The sequence below is a fragment of the Marinomonas sp. SBI8L genome, from assembly GCF_001624705.1.
Lineage (GTDB): Bacteria > Pseudomonadota > Gammaproteobacteria > Pseudomonadales > Marinomonadaceae > Marinomonas.
The window spans coordinates 394,967-410,272 of the sequence record NZ_JSEO01000004.1 but is presented as its reverse complement, the minus strand read 5'-3'; the positions used below and the strand labels follow the sequence as shown (position 1 = coordinate 410,272).

Below are 15,306 nucleotides of genomic sequence, written 5' to 3'. Positions count from 1 at the left end.
GCTACTTCATTTAATCTTCTAATCTAGCTTTCATTCTTGCTTTGCCAATAGGCGGTACGTAGCTTTTTGACTGAGCTAACAATTTGCTCAAGGTTATAAGGTGCGTAGCCAAAAATAACGCCTTCTCTTTGTGGTGTTTTAAAGTTGAATAGAGAGGTGGGTAGTAGTTCTATATCGACACTGGCGGCGGCTGAAATGAGCTGCTTTTGTTCCACACCTTCTTTTAACCAACCGATTAAATGTAGGCCACCGTCTAAAGGTGGTAGTTCTAGAATATCTGCTAAATGCTCTTTTGCTGCGTTAACTAAGGCTTTTTGACGTTCAGAGTAGAGTGATCTCATTCGTCGAATGTGTCTTGAAAAGTGGCCGTGATTAATAAAGTCGGTCAATACTATTTGCTCTAGAGCGGGAGAGTGGCGATCAAGCAGCCAGCGAATGGTACCAAGGGGTTCTACCAATTGTTGAGGGACAACCATGTATCCCAATCTAAGTGCGGGAAAGAGTAATTTGCTGAAACTGCCAATGTATATAACGCGATCATCATTTGCCATTGTATGAAGGGTTGGCAGAGGGCGGCCACGATAGCGATATTCACCGTTATAATCATCTTCAAGAATAATAGTGTCAGTTTCTTTGGCCCACTTTAACAAAGCTTGGCGTCTGGATTGAGATAAGGTCGTACACAATGGAAAGTGGTTAGCGGGAGTGACATAAAGCAGCTTTGCTTCACTTATCGTTTTTTGTAATTCATCGACATCTAAGCCGTCTTCATCTACTGGAATGGTGACTATTTTTGCACCAGCTAATTCAAACACCATGGCTGCATGGGTGTACCCTGGGTCCTCAAAGCACACGACATCGCCAGGGTTAATTAATAACTTTGCGATTAATTCTATGGCCTGTTGTGCACCCGCAGTCACGATGACTTGTTCGGCTGTTGTGCTTACTCCCCTTGAAACACCGAGATAACTTGAAATGGCAGACCTTAAAGGTTCGTAACCGCAAGAATGGACCCTTTCCATCCAACTGTCTGGTTTCTGGCGTAGTTTTTTGCTCATAAGTTGAGCCCATTGAGCCCGAGGAAACTCAAAATAGTTCGGGATATTTGCTCTGAAGGGGCGAGCCGTACCTTGGCCCCCTTGTGATATGTCAATCTCATGGTTTGCAAGGGTTTGATAGCGATCAGAAAAGTCTGCCTGTTTTATGGATATTGAGGACGCATCACTTTCTTGGGTTGAATCTTTTGATGGCGGTGGGAAGTGATCTGTCACTCGTGTTCCTGAACCACGCAGGGTCACAATAAAACCTTCTAAAGCCAGTTGTTCATAAGCGTTGATAACGGTATTGCGTGCAATGCCAAGTTGTTTTGCTAAATGACGGGTAGAGGGTAGTCGTTCACCCGCTCTTAAGCGCTCCTGCCAAATGGCTTCACGTATTTGATTCTCTAACTGACGAAAGAGTGCGGTGGGGTCTTGTGTGCTGACAGTTATGGATTCAAATTGAAAGCGAAGGTGTTTGCCCGTCATAAAGTGGTTCCTAAAAAATGAGGAAAGTGGGTCTTTTTGGGTAGACTACTATAATTTAAGATCATCAGCACTTACAAAATTGAAGTGCAAAAATCATGAAAACTCTCCTTCTTATTCAATCTACTCCCAGAGGTAATGGCTCTAATACTATGCCATTAGCAGAGCACTTTATTAATGCTCTTCAAGCTACTGGTGAGCGCTGGAATATTGATAAATTAAATTTGTGGGATGAGTCTCTTCCTGCCATGGACGGCGACATACTTGATGCAAAATATGCCTTTTTTCAAGGGCAAGCACTGACAGAAAAACAGGCAGCGGGTTGGTCGCAAGTTAGGCGACATCTAGACCGTTTTTGCCACGCTGATGTTGTTGTATTGGTGATGCCAATTTGGAACTTTGGAGTCCCTTATGTGCTTAAGCATTATATCGATGTTATTACTCAGCCGGGTCTTTGTTTTAGCTGGAGTCCAGATGCCGGTTATCAATCATTACTAGATACAAAAAAAGCCTTTTTATTGAGCTCAAGTGGTCAGGATTTTCGAGTGGGCTCGGGTAATGAGAAAGATGATTTTGGCTTAACTTATATCGAGCGTTGGTTGAAAACTTATATGAATTGTGAGGTAGAAACCGTTGCCTTCGCGCCCACCATTGCGGAAGAAACTAAGGTTGTAGAAGCTAAAGAGCAAGCCTATAGCCAAGCATGGAATCTCGCCCAAAGTTTTAATTGAAATATGGAGTTAGTGTAATGAAGAGCTATATACAAAAAATAAGTAACATGATTTGTCAGTCGATGCTGGTTGGTATTTTTGTGTTATTTACGACGAGTGTCCATGCCGCCAGTGCCAAAATTGGTGTTATCGTTTTTGATGGTGTGCTGACCAGTGATGTGACCGCACCAATAGAAGTGTTTGGCGCGGCGAGTAAAAAAGCCTGGTTCTCAGATTATGAAGTGGTTGTAGTGTCTGCAACAAAGAATAAGACGATTAAAACCGAAGAAGGCTTAACCATAACGGCAGATAAAACAATTTATGATCCATTGACTTTAGATGTTGTCATTGTGGCCAGTGCATACAATATGAGCCCAGTGCTTAATAATGAAACCCTAATCAAGTTTGTTGAAGAGCAACATGGTCAGGCTAGCTGGATGGCAAGTAACTGCTCTGGTGCCATGATATTGGCTGAAGCAGGTGTGCTAGATGGAAAAAATGCGACAACTTGGGCGGGTGGTGAAGAAGACTTTGCCGATGACTATCCAAAGGTAAAAGTTCAGTTTGATAAAAACTTCGTCATTGATGAGGGTGTCTTAACATCAAATGGTGGACCAGTAAGCTATCAAGCGGCATTCGCTTTGTTAGAACAGTTGAGTTCTGATGAGTTTTCACAAGAAATTGCTGAGCTAATACAATTTAACCGTTTAGAGACAGCATTTAAGTAAATCTATAGGCAGGTAAGGTTTACAATCTTGCCTGCTTATTCTCCTACTTTTAAACCTCTCCAAGCTCTCCTTTCCAAGCTTTCTTTTTCTAAAAGCTTGAATCAATCGTTAAGTTATCTCTTGCTAATTGATGCTCCAAAGAGGAGCCTTCTCTCGGATAATAGCTTGTCTATCTAGTAGAAAATGCTGCTAGGTTTTTTCGATAAAAACTGTAGAATCAGAAGTTAACGAACGCTAAGGAAGGCGGATTAACACCCCTTTGCTCCTTTCTTATGCTCTAAACATCATTTAACTAAGCCTTTATTTAGCTTTGTAATTAACTGCTAAAGGGTTGGATGGTAAGGAATATTTTTGAACTGTTTAGTTGTCATTGCACTCCCTTAAAAAATAGCTTCAAGCATTTAGTTAGCTAAGCGATCAAGTGCTTAAAAACTGTAAGCTTATAACATCACAATTAAAGGATTAAGTGCTGATAGTTAGCCAAAAATATTCTAATGAAATTTATTGTTTGTTTTGTGTACAAAAGTAAGTTTTTTGAGTACTATCGCCTCATAAGTAAAGTTATGTACAACTTTGTAATGTTTTAGTTATGCTCGGATGCATTAAGATTTAGGTGGTAAGAGTATATTATGGAAGCAGGTCAAACGAGTTTGAGGAGAAGTAAGTGCCTATTTGGTTGGGTGTTTGTTCTTTCTAGTTTTGTGTTTTTTGTGCCAGATTTAATCGGTCAGATGTTTCAGCATAGTGCTATGCAAGGTTCGATATGGACACATAAGATTGACCCTATCATGGATAGGTTTACTTATAGCTCTCCTTCATATTTGGCTTTTAATGGTGTGATTATTCTTTCATTGTTCAATATGTTAACGGTTATTTTCTCTTGTATTGTGTTTGCTTTTACTTGCCTTTTAGTATGGAAAAAAGAAAAGCACATTGCTCTGTCAGTAAAGCAAGAAGCGCAAAAATTAGAGTCTATTTTGGCCGATTTACAATTGGAGTTAGATCAGCGTCGCTAGGCCTTATCTATTATTTACTCAGATAAGTTGGATTATTGAGCTTATCTGAGGTGTTCTTCCTTTCACTTTCTCTTTCCCTTTTTGGGCTTTCATTTTTAGTGGGTTTGCTTGATTGAGCTTATGTCTGTTTTAGCAATCGCTAAATTAGAAAGTTGAACTACACTTAATTTGCTCGATTAACTTATTGGCCAAGAGAGCTTGCTCTCAGATTACTTCTCTCTCATAGAAAAGGATGATTGGCAGTGCGCCGGCAATTATGGTGAGGCTAGTTTATAGTGCTTTCATCGAGTCTTGAGATACAAGATAAAATTGTTGCGGCCTCAGGCACCATTTGGTGCCTTTTTTTATGCCTGTAGAAAATTACACTCTGCTCTAGTTCGCTGATTTCTTTGCTATAGGTTTAACCGATAGCCCTACTAGAAAATAGATATTATTCATCGTGTGTCTAGCGAATTAGTATGTTTGAAAGACTTTTCACTTTGTATAAGGGGTTTCACTATGGTGTCGTATTGGACTGATTTATTAAAAGAGATATGGCAAATCGATGGAGATTTAACACAGCTTGATGGGGAGTATGATCTTAACTTTTCAGTGGAAGGGGGTGTTCCGGCTATTTTAAAGGTGATGCGTGTTGGCTGTGATGAAGGTTTTATCGATTTACAAACTCGTGCCCTTCAATATTTGTCTGAGCACACGGCTTCAATACCGGTACCCAAAGTGATTCCCTCTATTAAAGGTGAGCTATATCTTAGTGTGAATGGGCCAGATGGAGAAGAGCGAATTGTCTGGCTACAAGAGAAGTTAGTCGGTAAAACCTATGCGACCTTTAAACCGCAAAGTTTATCTCTTATTTATAATCTAGGTGAAGTGGTGGGTTCACTGGATAAAGCTTGGCTCGGGTTTGATCATGCGGCTTTGGTTCGTGATTTTAAGTGGAACCTTATGTCGGCGGCTTGGATTGCAGATGAGTTATCTATTCTTCAAAATCCGACAAGGCGACAACTTGTCAGTGATATATTGTTTCAGTACCAAGAGCTAACGCCTGAGTTGGCGAGCCTTAAGCAGCAAGCTATCCATAATGACGTTAATGATTACAATATTATCGTATCAGGGTCTTTGACTGAGCAGGCGAAAGTGTCAGGTTTGATTGATTTGGGGGATATGTGTGCTAGCCCCAGAATTTGCAATTTAGCCATTACAGCGGCTTATGTCGTGCTTGGGCAAGCTCAACCTGAGCAGGCACTAGAAGCTTTAGTTGCAGGATATCATGCTAAAAACCCTTTAACAGCCCACGAGTTATCCTTTTTATGGCCTTTACTGAGAATGCGTTTGGCTGTCAGTGTGGTCAACTCTAGTCTTGAATCTCTGCAAAACCCTGATGATCCTTATATTACGATTAGTCAGCATGCCGCTTGGCAGTTTCTAGAAGAAAACAAAGTAAATCAGGATTTACTTATTGGGCGTTTGAGGCTTGTTTGTGGTTTTCCTGTTACTGATAGTGCCCCTCGTATTATGCGATGGTTAGATAATGAACGGGGTAATTTTGCACCTGTTTTGGGTGTTGATTTAGCTGATGCGAGTATGCGTAGCCTTTCTGTGGAGAAGAGTGTCTGTCCACAAAATCCATTTGAGTTAACCGGAAAAGAGGCGGAAGACCTTGGTGGAAATTACCGAGCTGAGGAAGGTGTTTGGCTTGGTTTTTATAATGAGCCTAGATTAGTTTATACAGATAAAGCTTTCAGAAAAGGAAGATATAAAGCCAGTAATCGTCGTACTGTGCATATTGGCGTTGATGCTTTTGGTCCAGCCGGTTTAGAGGTGCATGCACCTATGGCCGCCACGGTCGCATTTAGTGAGTATCGAAGTGATTATTTGGATTATGGTGGAATGGTTATCTTGGCGCATACGACTGAAGAAGGTGACCTTTTTTATACCTTGTACGGGCATTTAGACTCAGAATCAATGGCATCTTTAGTTGAAGGTCAAATGCTAGAAAAGGGCGAGGCTTTTGCACGCTTAGGCGGATTAAACTCTAACGGTGGTTGGAACCCTCATTTGCACTTTCAATTAGCATTAACAACTAAGGGAATGGGTGATAACTGGCCGGGCGTGGCTGACCCTGAAGAGTTAGTTTTGTATAACTCGCTTTGCCCTAATCCAGCTGCATTGCTAAATCTAGAGGATGATAAAACCGAATATCAAGGTACACAAAAAGTCAGTGTGTTAGATAAGCGCCAAGCCCATTTTGGTGAAAACCTTAAGTTGACTTATGCAGAGCCTGTGATGTTCTTGCGTGGTTGGCGTCATCATTTGTTTGATGAGTGGGGGCGCCCTTATTTAGATTCGTATAATAATGTGCCTCATGTCGGACATGCACATCCCCGTATTCAGGCTGCTGCGGCTGATCAGTTATTAAGGATGAATTCAAATACTCGATACTTACATCCGGCTCAAACTGAATTTGCCGAAAAAATCCTAGCAAAAATGCCCAAAGAGTTAGATGTATGCTTTTTTGTAAACTCGGGTACTGAGGCGAATGAACTGGCTTTAAGGTTGGCGCGAGCGCATACCGGCGGTAAAGATATGGTCACGCCAGATCATGGTTATCATGGTAATACTACTGGAGCGATTGATATCTCGGCGTATAAGTTTAATGCCAAAGGGGGTGTTGGTCAGGTGGGCTGGGTTCAGCTAGTGGATGTGGCAGATGAATATCGAGGGCCGTATCGTGTAAATGATCCTCAAAGGGCGCAAAAATATGCAGCCCAAGTGGGTGATGCAATTGATTCTATCAAGAAGAGAGGTGGAAAATTGGCTGGCTTTATTGCTGAAACCTTTCCAAGTGTTGGAGGCCAAATTATTCCTCCAAAAGGCTACTTATCTGAGGTTTATCAGCGTATTCGAAATGCTGGTGGTGTGTGTATTGCAGATGAGGTTCAAACAGCTTTGGGCCGTTTGGGTGAATACTATTTTGCTTTTGAACAGCAGGAAGTAACACCGGATATTGTGGTGATGGGTAAACCCATTGGGAATGGTCACCCCATTGGTGTTTTGGTAACTCGCCGTGATATCGCAGAAAGTTTTGCAAAAGGACCGGAGTATTTTTCAACATTTGGTGGATCTAATCTGTCTTGCCGTATTGGTAAGGAAGTGCTGGATATCGTTGATGATGAGGGGTTAATGGAGAATGCGAGACTCATGGGGAATGCGTTGATTAATGGCCTTAAAGGTTTGCAAGAAAAACATGCGTTAATAGGTGATGTTAGAGGGTGTGGTTTGTTTATCGGCTTGGATCTGGTGACCGACCGAGAAACACGAGAGCCTGCAACACAAGTGGCTGATTATGTTAAAAATCGCATGCGAGAAGAGCGAATCTTAATGGGGACGGAGGGGGCTGCTGATAACATCTTAAAAATTAGACCGCCTTTGACGATAGAGGCTTTAGATGTAGAGATGATTCTAACCGTCATGGATCAGGTGTTAGATGAGGCGCAATCTTTGTTGTCTCACTAAACGCTAAAGTAGAAGGCTTCGGTTGCTTTGAGTTAATGCATGTTTTGGGTTGATAGTTCTTTAGTTGAGAAGCTTTTAGTTAATCGCTATTTAGTTTAAACAAGCTCAGTATCTGGCCAAAAGGGGTAAGGCCAGATACTGCTCTTACGCGTTCTATGTATTGCTTATACAAATTCAAATAACAGCGTGTTAAGGTGCGAAAACGTCAATGGTTTTTTACGCTTTAACAGTGCTGCTAAGAATACTTAGAAGGCATAGTTGAAACGAACCCTTGTTGCTAGCGTTGTGTCATTTGTACCTGAAGAAACATCGCTTGCTTTAGAGTAGGAGCCTGCCAAAGTAACGCTGGCATCATCAATATCAAATACTGGCAGAGTGTAGGCAAGGTAGGTTGTTAGTACGCTAGGGTCGTTGCCAGTAGCATTGTCTTCATCTGATGCAATAACACCAATACCAAAGTCGTCTTGAGTTAGGTTGGCTGAATATGAGGTAACAGTTTGATTTGACTCATCGTCATCCATGTTAGCGAAAGAAACATTGATATCAGCATCGCCCAGTTCAAAAGCAGCAGTGACAGATACGCCTGACTTGTTCACATCAGATGCTGTTGTCGTGCCATCGTATTTTACCTGCTCAAAACCTGCGGATAGGATAACGCTTTCTGTTTCATAAGTTACTGTTGGGCGAATGCCAGAGAAAGCTGTCTTGTTATCACCGTTAGAGTCATCATCGCCGTAAATGGTGTTTATTTGAAAAGATAATGCTTCGCTTGATGTAATGTTTATTGCGATTTGTCCACCGTCATCACCCGCGCGGCCTCTAGCCATGCTACCTTGGTAAACGCTCACATCACCAGCATGTTCTACTATCGTGTCTTTCCCTAGAGGAAAGAGGTTGATTGCTTCGAAACGACCCACTTGAATGTCGTAAGTGCTATTACCTATTTGTATGTAAGAATCATCAACAGAGATGGTGCCATCGGTTGAGAGAAGTACTGCGCCTTTGGCACTAATGAAGTTCTCACCAGATGTTTTTGAGTCAGATACATAGAGAGCAACTCGACCGTTTTGGTCAAAAGTAGTGCCACCAGTGTCGGCGTTCACTCGGTCTGTATCTATCTCGATATCGGCGTCGAATGTAGGGGCTGCGGATGCATATCCAAAAGTTAATAAGCAGCTAGCGACAGCAAGATTAAGGGCAGTTTTTTTCATTTCTATGTTACCTCGGTATGTATTTTTATTATGTTTTATTGGTTGTTATTATTTTTCTAGCAACCTGCCCTTATTAAATTTACATAATGAAAATTCTTAAACAATCTTATTTATTACTTATTTTCTTCTTAATTTTTCCTTTTAAATTAAAGGCTTACCTTAATTGCTTCTTAACTGTATAATTTCCAAAGATAATTTATGAGCTTGATTCAGTATTTTGAGATGTCTATTTTGTTGTAAAATTACTACTTAATTTTCTCTTAACTTGCTTTTTTATTTTTTAGATGGGGTTTTGAGCTATATCTGAGTAAGTTTCAGGTTGGATAAAATCAATTTAAATAAAGCGAATAAAAACAGAGGGGAATATAGGTAGATACGGATTTAAAGCGTGAAGAATAAGTAAGTTAGCGACAGCAAGAATAGGCTTATGTTCGTGAACTTAATAAAGAGAGTAGGTTAAGAGGAGAAAGAATACATTTACCACAAAGCGCCTTGATGAATGGCGCTACCGGTCGCGATAATAGTTATCAATTTATCGAATTAAATTGTGCTTTTGCTTAAGCTTCTAGTTGATAACTAATCATATAAAGCTGACTAATACCTGGGTAAATATCTTGGATAACGGATTTAAGTTGATCCAACGACATGTTTTCTTGATTAGCATGGAAATCACTTAGTTCGTCAAAAAGCACAGGCGTTACTTCTAGAATATGTAATCTGCAAAAGTAACGACCCTCTTCTAATGTCTTAACATTCACTATGCTGTTAACTTGATAGTCGGATTCAGACTCATCTCTTAATGTGATAGTTTTTTTGCCTGAGAGGATATCAGCTTCAAAACGTTCAAAAAAAGTCATTTCTGTTGGTATATTTGTGTTCATGTTAATTTTCCCTAATTAAAAAATACTGATATATCTTAATCTGAATACTTCAAATTATTAATATAAAACAATAGTTTAAAGTGATTGTAAAACAAGCAAACGCAAGGAGCAAAAGACCAGAATGAGCATTAGGACTCAAGTTGTAAAAGAAAGTGAGTTCCAGCAGGTTTTCTTAAGCGTCAAACAAGCTTTGTTTGACTATGTTGAGGCTGTCTATGGTTGGGATGATGACTTTCAGCAAGACCGTTTACGAAATGATTATGATCCAGTTTGGTATCATTGGTTGTATGAAAAGCACACTAGAATCGGCCTAGTTTGTTATCGTAAAAAAGAGAACAGTTTACACCTACATTTGATGATTATTTTTCCTCAATTTCAAGGCAATGGAATGGGGCGTCATGCTATGGATTTTTTAATTCACGAAGCTCGGCGTATGGCTTGTGACCAAATCTCATTATCTAGTTTTACCCAAAATAAAAGAGCCTTAGCTTTTTATAATAGCCTTGGTTTTATAATTGATTCTTTAGAAGATCATTTTATAAATATGTCGTTAGAAATTAATCTTTAGGTTAGTGAATAAACAGTATTAGTTTTTATTCTTTTAGTGTAACGAAATAGCTGAACTTAAGTGCTTTCCTTATATTCATCAATTTGAATCTTGTACTTGCTAGTATTATATATAATAATGATTCTCGTTATCATTTGTTTTGGTGAGTTGTTATGGATGTACCTATTACCCATTGGGAAGAGCTAATGCGACATGCTAGAAGGGCATTTCAAGAGAGTGCTTATCGAGAAGCGCTTGATTTAAATACCTCAGCATTACTTTTTTCAAAGCGACATTTTAATCAGCTATTTGAACTAGATGCAGATAGAGCCATAGCGGCGGTGTTAGTGAGTTATTTTAATGCGATAGATAACCATCTCGCACTGTATGATTTTATTAAAGCAAGGGAGTGTTTTGATAATGCATTGAGCTTTTTGATTTCGGCGAATGCCAAACCCCAGATATCAGAAAAGCAAACCCATGCCATTTTACATGGCGCATCTCATCTACATAACGAATGGTGCCGCTTTTTGGAAGCGAATCAAAATGAAGTATCTGATCTTAAATTGTCAGCATTTCAGGCGTCATTAGCGGCTTTGTCCGCTCAAAATCATCATGGAATGTCACTTCATTAATTATCAAACACTCTAAAGGAGTTCTATTTTGCGTACTAAATTGATCGCGCTTGCTGCGTTAGTTTCTTCCAGTGCTTTTGCTCATCCTGGCCATGATCATAGCCATTGGTTAAGTGATCCTATTCATGTATTGACTGTAGTTGCCATTCTTGGTGTCGCGGCTGTTGGCGTATTTTTGTCTGTTAAGAATAAATTTTCACAATCTAATAAAAAGGAAGACTAGTTATGTTGCATACCATTACTAAAAAGCTAGTGGGTAAGGCAAAAGTTGCAACTGTCTCTGCCCATTGTGATATCCCTTGTAAAATTTATGATCCAGCGACAGCGCAAATTGCGGCATTAACTGTGATTCGTATGGTTGATCTAATCAATGAGTTGGACGCAAAAGAGAGTTTATCCATCAAGGATCAAGCTCAGCTGATTCGCCTAGTAAATGAAAAAGAAGCACATGGCCTTAAAGTGAAAGAAGAGGTTCGTGTCATTTGGGGTGACTATTTTAAGCAACCTCAATTTGATCAAGTGCCGAATACCCATGAGTTAGTTCATAAAATCATGCTGCAGGCTTCTAAAGCAAAACAAGGTGTGTCTCGTGATGATGCTCTGGGTTTGCTTGAGTTAGTCAATGAGTTTGCCGAAGCATTTTGGTTAACTAAAGGCGTGGCAACTTATAAAGCGATCGCGCCTTATTTACCTTCTGAAGCTGTTGTTTATCCTAAGTTAGATGCAATTTAAGCCGAATTGTATCTAATGGGCATATTCTGCTTCCATAAAGTCGAGGGTGACAGCATGTTTCCCTCGTTACGCTCTGGTGACTTTGTTATCGCCACTCGTCTATATATTTCTATTTCTGTGAACGACATTATTCTGGTGAGGCATCCAGAATATGGCTATATAATAAAACGCGTTACTCAACTGTGTTTAGAGAAAGGGGCTTGGTTAGTGGGTGATGGCCAGCGTAGTGTGTCATCCGAACAAATGGGTTGGATAAGCCTCGACCTCATCGATGCGAAAGTTATTTTCTCTATTAAGCGCAAAGCTTAAGGAGCCTTCGATTAAGTCACCTGTTCTCAGTCTGCTCTTCTAAGATATATGGGAAAAATTATCACACAGACTTTGACGCTTTTTTCCGATAAGAGCTATAGGTACCTTTCAAAAAGTCACAACGGGTGAGGACTTTTTTCCTGTAAGACCCGTAGGGCGTGGCCTAAAAGCCCTATCTTTATGTTGAGGCGCTGATCAATAGAATAACTATTAAGTTGCGCACCTCGCCTTCAATCTAGGTTACTTTTATCCACCCGCTGAGGCGGGTGGACTTATTCGCAGGTTCCTTAACTCTGTCATTTTAGTTACTTCTTTTCTCCATCTCTTTCCTAAAGAGGCGATTTACCTCTCTTTTACTCTTCATTTATTGAGTCTTTATTCTTAGCTAACGTACACTTAAAAGCTGACATATGACTATAAAAGGAGGTTGATTATGGAGTATCGGCTAGCCAAAGAAAGTGATCTCGACTCTTTATCTAAGCTATTTCACGAATACCGTAGTACATCTATTAGTTTACAAAATCTGGCAGAGCTAGCAGATAGTCAGGCTTGGATTAAGGCGAGATATGATCACCAAGATGCGGTATTTATCTTGGCAATAGAAGACGAAAAAATAGAGGCTTTTATTACCCTTTATCAGGGCTTTAGCTCAGTGTCCTTGCAGAAATATTGGATTCTGAATGACCTTTATGTGCGAATGTCTGCCAGAGGAAAAGGCTGTGCAAAGGAACTTATGGTGTTTGCACATGATTATGCGGTGACAACCGGTGCTAAAGGTATAGAGCTGGAGACGGGTGAGCATAATATGATAGCGCAGAACTTGTACTCAGCTTTAGGCTATGAAGAAAACACCCACTATAAGCATTATTTCTGGCATGCACAGAGACCTAAAATAGACGAAGATACAGAGGGTTAGCTGTTAGATTTAGAGTGATTTTCATTTTAAAAACTTACATGATGAAATTTATTGCTCATGAAATTCCCATTTAACAAAAACAAACCCGCTTGGTGATGTTAGAATGGTGAGGATTCGAACAAGTGGACAGACTTTTCGTATTTTCCTAAGACAGTGATACACAAATTAATGATGGCCAGCCTCGTTATCAGTGGAGAAGCAATGAAACACCGCGTAGATGTGATGATTTCTGAACAGGAAGTTCAGCAAAGAATTAATGAATTAGGTAAGGAAATTAGTGAGTACTATAAAGACAGCAGCAACCTCGTCATGGTGGGTTTGCTACGTGGATCTTTTGTTTTTATGGCGGATTTAGCTCGCGCAATTGATGTTCCTCACCAGATCGATTTCATGACTGCTTCAAGTTATGGCAATGATATGACCACATCTCATGATGTTCGTATCCTTAAAGACTTGGATGATGATATTAAAGGTAAGGATGTTTTCCTTGTCGAAGATATTATCGATACAGGTAATACCCTGAATAAGGTCTGCGAGATTCTTTCCATTCGTGAACCTAACTCTATCAATATCTGTACATTATTAGATAAGCCATCACGCCGTGAAGTGGAAGTAGATGTTAAGTGGGTTGGCTTCCCTATCCCTGATGAGTTTGTAGTGGGTGTCGGTATTGATTACGCTCAAAATTATCGTCACTTACCTTACATTGGTAAGGTTGTTCCATTAGAAGACTAAACTGTCTTTAAAGGAATAAAAAAACCGCCACTCATGAGTGGCGGTTTTTTTTGTATCTTGCCAAACATTAAAACGCTAATTTGCGTCTTCTTGTTGCTCTGGCGCTGCTTTGAAAAACGCTTCTAACGACAAGCAATTCTCATAAACGTCTAGAATTTTAGGGTAAGCTTTCATATCTAATTGATACCTGATGGCATTATAAACTTGAGGCACAAGTACTAGATCCGCCATTGAGATTTGATCAGCGAAACAATACTTGCCACCATGAGATGCTAAACGTGTTTCTAATGTATCAAAGCCTATTTTTAGCCAGTGTCTATACCAATTTTCGGTTTCTTCTTGAGTGTGCCCCAACGAAGATTTTAAATGCTGTAATACTCTTAAATTATTAATTGGGTGCATCTCACAGGCAATATCTGATGCGAAGGCTAAAATCTTGGCTTTCTGTATTTTATCCTCAGGCAGAAGGGAATACTGAGGATAAACATCGTCTAAATATTGCAAGATAGCCATAGACTGATTTAGCACAAATTCGCCATCAACTAAGGTTGGGACAAGCTCTGAGGGGTTAAGCGATTGATAGCTTTCTGAATGTTGCTGGCCACCGTCTTTTACAAGATGAACAGATTCAGAGTGATACTCCAAACCTTTAAGGTTAAGGGCAATTCTGACGCGATATGCCGCTGAACTGCGCCAATAACCATAGAGAGTTAGCATGCTTTTCCCTTGTATTTATTCGTTTTGTTTTAATGAAAATAGGTCTAAATAAAAGGGCCCAATTAAATAGGCCCTAATCGTCAAAGTGCTAAGGTGCTGGCTTGTAAGCCACAACATTCTGCTCGATAGCGCTAAAAATGCTCTTACCTTCTGGGTCAAACATCTCAATGCGTACCTTATCACCAACCTTCATAAAGGCGGTTTCAGGCTTGCCCAGTTCGATTGTTTCTAACATGCGTTTTTCCGCAAGGCAGCTAGAACCTAAACTACGATCATAGTTTGATACTGTGCCAGAGCCGATAATGCAACCTGCACCTAGAGGGCGACTTTTTGCTGCATGGCTAACCAAAGTAGGGAAGTCGAAAGTCATATCAACACCGGCTTCAGGTTTGCCGAATAATTCGCCATTTAAATGGGTCACTAAAGGAAGGTGAAGTTTCTTACCATCCCAAGCTTCGCCCAGCTCATCTGGCGTAACTGCAACTGGAGAAAACGCACTAGAAGGCTTGCTCTGGAAAAAGCCAAAGCCTTTTGCTAACTCACCTGGAATCAGGTTACGCAGAGACACGTCGTTGACTAACATGAATAAACAAATACTTTCCGAAGCAGCTTGAGTGTTCGCGCCCATGGCAAGATCTTGAGTGACAACTGCGATTTCAGATTCGAAATCTAATCCCCAAGCTTCATCGGTTAATTGGATATCGTCGTATGGGCCAATAAATTGGTCGCTGCCACCTTGGTACATCAGTGGGTCATGCCAAAAAGTTTCTGGCATCTCAGCATTTCTTGCTTTTCGTACTAATTCCACGTGGTTAACATAGGCGCTGCCATCGGCCCATTGATAAGCTCTTGGTAGAGGAGATTCGCAAGCTGTTGCATCAAAGGCAAAACTGTTTGGTGCTTCGCCTTGGCAAAGAGCAACATATCTGTGCTCTAGTCTAGGTTTTATTTCATTCCAATTATCAATGGCTGCTTGCAGGGTTGGGGCAATATCACTGGCATCAACCGCAGCGCTAAGGTCACGGCTAACAATAATAAGTTTACCATCGCGGCTGTTATTTTTTAATGTGGCTAGTTTCATAGGATTAACCTTTATTCTCTGACCTAGACCAAAAGTTTGGTCTAGGTCTTTT

The 15,306-nt window shown here is 40.4% G+C and carries 16 protein-coding genes; 11 read left to right on the top strand and 5 right to left on the bottom strand.

Annotation, left to right across the window (positions count from 1 at the left end):
• Positions 1–23: 23 nt before the first annotated feature.
• Complete coding sequence (gene pdxR / locus OA91_RS08160) at positions 24–1,526, bottom strand: MocR-like pyridoxine biosynthesis transcription factor PdxR (protein WP_063337540.1); 1,503 nt, start codon at positions 1,524–1,526, stop codon at positions 24–26.
• A gap of 95 nt (positions 1,527–1,621) precedes the next feature.
• On the opposite strand from pdxR, the gene OA91_RS08155 reads away from it, so the two are divergent.
• The 4 genes from OA91_RS08155 (at position 1,622) to OA91_RS08140 (ending at position 7,490) form a co-directional block, all read left to right on the top strand.
• Complete coding sequence (locus OA91_RS08155; RefSeq protein ID WP_063337539.1) at positions 1,622–2,254, top strand: FMN-dependent NADH-azoreductase; 633 nt, start codon at positions 1,622–1,624, stop codon at positions 2,252–2,254.
• A 17-nt stretch (positions 2,255–2,271) separates the two neighbouring features.
• Positions 2,272–2,961 (top strand): DJ-1/PfpI family protein, encoded by a 690-nt coding sequence (locus OA91_RS08150; RefSeq protein WP_231870339.1) that lies wholly within the window; start codon positions 2,272–2,274, stop codon positions 2,959–2,961.
• 629 nt (positions 2,962–3,590) lie between these two features.
• A complete protein-coding gene (locus OA91_RS08145) occupies positions 3,591–3,977 on the top strand; it encodes a hypothetical protein (protein WP_063337538.1) in 387 nt (128 codons plus the stop codon).
• A gap of 498 nt (positions 3,978–4,475) precedes the next feature.
• A complete protein-coding gene (locus OA91_RS08140; RefSeq protein WP_063337537.1) occupies positions 4,476–7,490 on the top strand; it encodes an aminotransferase class III-fold pyridoxal phosphate-dependent enzyme in 3,015 nt (1,004 codons plus the stop codon).
• 245 nt (positions 7,491–7,735) lie between these two features.
• On the opposite strand, the gene OA91_RS08135 is transcribed toward OA91_RS08140, so the two are convergent.
• Both OA91_RS08135 and yqfB read right to left on the bottom strand, forming a co-directional pair.
• A complete protein-coding gene (locus OA91_RS08135; protein ID WP_063337536.1) occupies positions 7,736–8,701 on the bottom strand; it encodes a carbohydrate porin in 966 nt (321 codons plus the stop codon).
• Between the two features lie 557 nt (positions 8,702–9,258).
• On the bottom strand, positions 9,259–9,582 hold the full coding sequence (gene yqfB, locus OA91_RS08130) for a N(4)-acetylcytidine aminohydrolase (protein WP_197477770.1): 324 nt from the start codon (positions 9,580–9,582) through the stop codon (positions 9,259–9,261).
• Positions 9,583–9,703: 121 nt separating this feature from the next.
• Between yqfB and OA91_RS08125 the strand changes: the two genes are divergently transcribed.
• From OA91_RS08125 to hpt, 7 genes are all read left to right on the top strand, one after another.
• Positions 9,704–10,150, top strand: coding sequence for a GNAT family N-acetyltransferase (locus tag OA91_RS08125; RefSeq protein WP_063337535.1), 447 nt, complete (start codon positions 9,704–9,706; stop codon positions 10,148–10,150).
• A gap of 152 nt (positions 10,151–10,302) precedes the next feature.
• The gene (locus tag OA91_RS08120) at positions 10,303–10,764 is read left to right on the top strand and encodes a hypothetical protein (protein ID WP_063337534.1); all 462 of its coding nucleotides are present in this window, start codon (positions 10,303–10,305) and stop codon (positions 10,762–10,764) included.
• A gap of 28 nt (positions 10,765–10,792) precedes the next feature.
• Positions 10,793–10,987 carry a hypothetical protein gene (locus OA91_RS08115; RefSeq protein ID WP_052702153.1) on the top strand — a complete coding sequence of 65 codons (195 nt, stop codon included), beginning with the start codon at positions 10,793–10,795 and terminating at the stop codon, positions 10,985–10,987.
• Positions 10,988–10,989: 2 nt separating this feature from the next.
• On the top strand, positions 10,990–11,496 hold the full coding sequence (gene sodN / locus OA91_RS08110) for a superoxide dismutase, Ni (protein ID WP_063337533.1): 507 nt from the start codon (positions 10,990–10,992) through the stop codon (positions 11,494–11,496).
• Between the two features lie 15 nt (positions 11,497–11,511).
• Positions 11,512–11,805, top strand: a complete 294-nt coding sequence (locus OA91_RS08105; RefSeq protein ID WP_082827828.1) for a S24/S26 family peptidase — start codon at positions 11,512–11,514, stop codon at positions 11,803–11,805.
• Between the two features lie 433 nt (positions 11,806–12,238).
• Complete coding sequence (locus tag OA91_RS08100) at positions 12,239–12,721, top strand: GNAT family N-acetyltransferase (protein ID WP_063337532.1); 483 nt, start codon at positions 12,239–12,241, stop codon at positions 12,719–12,721.
• Positions 12,722–12,922: 201 nt separating this feature from the next.
• Entirely contained in the window at positions 12,923–13,456 is a 534-nt protein-coding gene (gene hpt / locus OA91_RS08095) for a hypoxanthine phosphoribosyltransferase (RefSeq protein WP_046017550.1), read from the top strand.
• 75 nt (positions 13,457–13,531) lie between these two features.
• On the opposite strand, the gene maiA is transcribed toward hpt, so the two are convergent.
• Complete coding sequence (maiA, locus tag OA91_RS08090; protein ID WP_063337531.1) at positions 13,532–14,173, bottom strand: maleylacetoacetate isomerase; 642 nt, start codon at positions 14,171–14,173, stop codon at positions 13,532–13,534.
• An 88-nt stretch (positions 14,174–14,261) separates the two neighbouring features.
• Positions 14,262–15,254, bottom strand: a complete 993-nt coding sequence (locus OA91_RS08085) for a fumarylacetoacetate hydrolase family protein (protein ID WP_063337530.1) — start codon at positions 15,252–15,254, stop codon at positions 14,262–14,264.
• Positions 15,255–15,306 lie beyond the last annotated feature (52 nt).

Bases quoted from the DNA above. Each gene is read 5' to 3' on its own strand.
- OA91_RS08140 (WP_063337537.1), top strand. From the start codon at position 4,476: ATGGTGTCGTATTGGACTGATTTATTAAAAGAGATATGGCAAATCGAT.
- pdxR (WP_063337540.1), bottom strand. From the start codon at position 1,526: ATGACGGGCAAACACCTTCGCTTTCAATTTGAATCCATAACTGTCAGC.
- OA91_RS08120 (WP_063337534.1), top strand. From the start codon at position 10,303: ATGGATGTACCTATTACCCATTGGGAAGAGCTAATGCGACATGCTAGA.
- OA91_RS08135 (WP_063337536.1), bottom strand. From the start codon at position 8,701: ATGAAAAAAACTGCCCTTAATCTTGCTGTCGCTAGCTGCTTATTAACT.
- maiA (WP_063337531.1), bottom strand. From the start codon at position 14,173: ATGCTAACTCTCTATGGTTATTGGCGCAGTTCAGCGGCATATCGCGTC.
- OA91_RS08105 (WP_082827828.1), top strand. From the start codon at position 11,512: ATGGGCATATTCTGCTTCCATAAAGTCGAGGGTGACAGCATGTTTCCC.
- sodN (WP_063337533.1), top strand. From the start codon at position 10,990: ATGTTGCATACCATTACTAAAAAGCTAGTGGGTAAGGCAAAAGTTGCA.
- OA91_RS08155 (WP_063337539.1), top strand. From the start codon at position 1,622: ATGAAAACTCTCCTTCTTATTCAATCTACTCCCAGAGGTAATGGCTCT.
- OA91_RS08150 (WP_231870339.1), top strand. From the start codon at position 2,272: ATGAAGAGCTATATACAAAAAATAAGTAACATGATTTGTCAGTCGATG.
- OA91_RS08100 (WP_063337532.1), top strand. From the start codon at position 12,239: ATGGAGTATCGGCTAGCCAAAGAAAGTGATCTCGACTCTTTATCTAAG.
- OA91_RS08145 (WP_063337538.1), top strand. From the start codon at position 3,591: ATGGAAGCAGGTCAAACGAGTTTGAGGAGAAGTAAGTGCCTATTTGGT.
- yqfB (WP_197477770.1), bottom strand. From the start codon at position 9,582: ATGAACACAAATATACCAACAGAAATGACTTTTTTTGAACGTTTTGAA.
- OA91_RS08085 (WP_063337530.1), bottom strand. From the start codon at position 15,254: ATGAAACTAGCCACATTAAAAAATAACAGCCGCGATGGTAAACTTATT.
- OA91_RS08125 (WP_063337535.1), top strand. From the start codon at position 9,704: ATGAGCATTAGGACTCAAGTTGTAAAAGAAAGTGAGTTCCAGCAGGTT.
- hpt (WP_046017550.1), top strand. From the start codon at position 12,923: ATGAAACACCGCGTAGATGTGATGATTTCTGAACAGGAAGTTCAGCAA.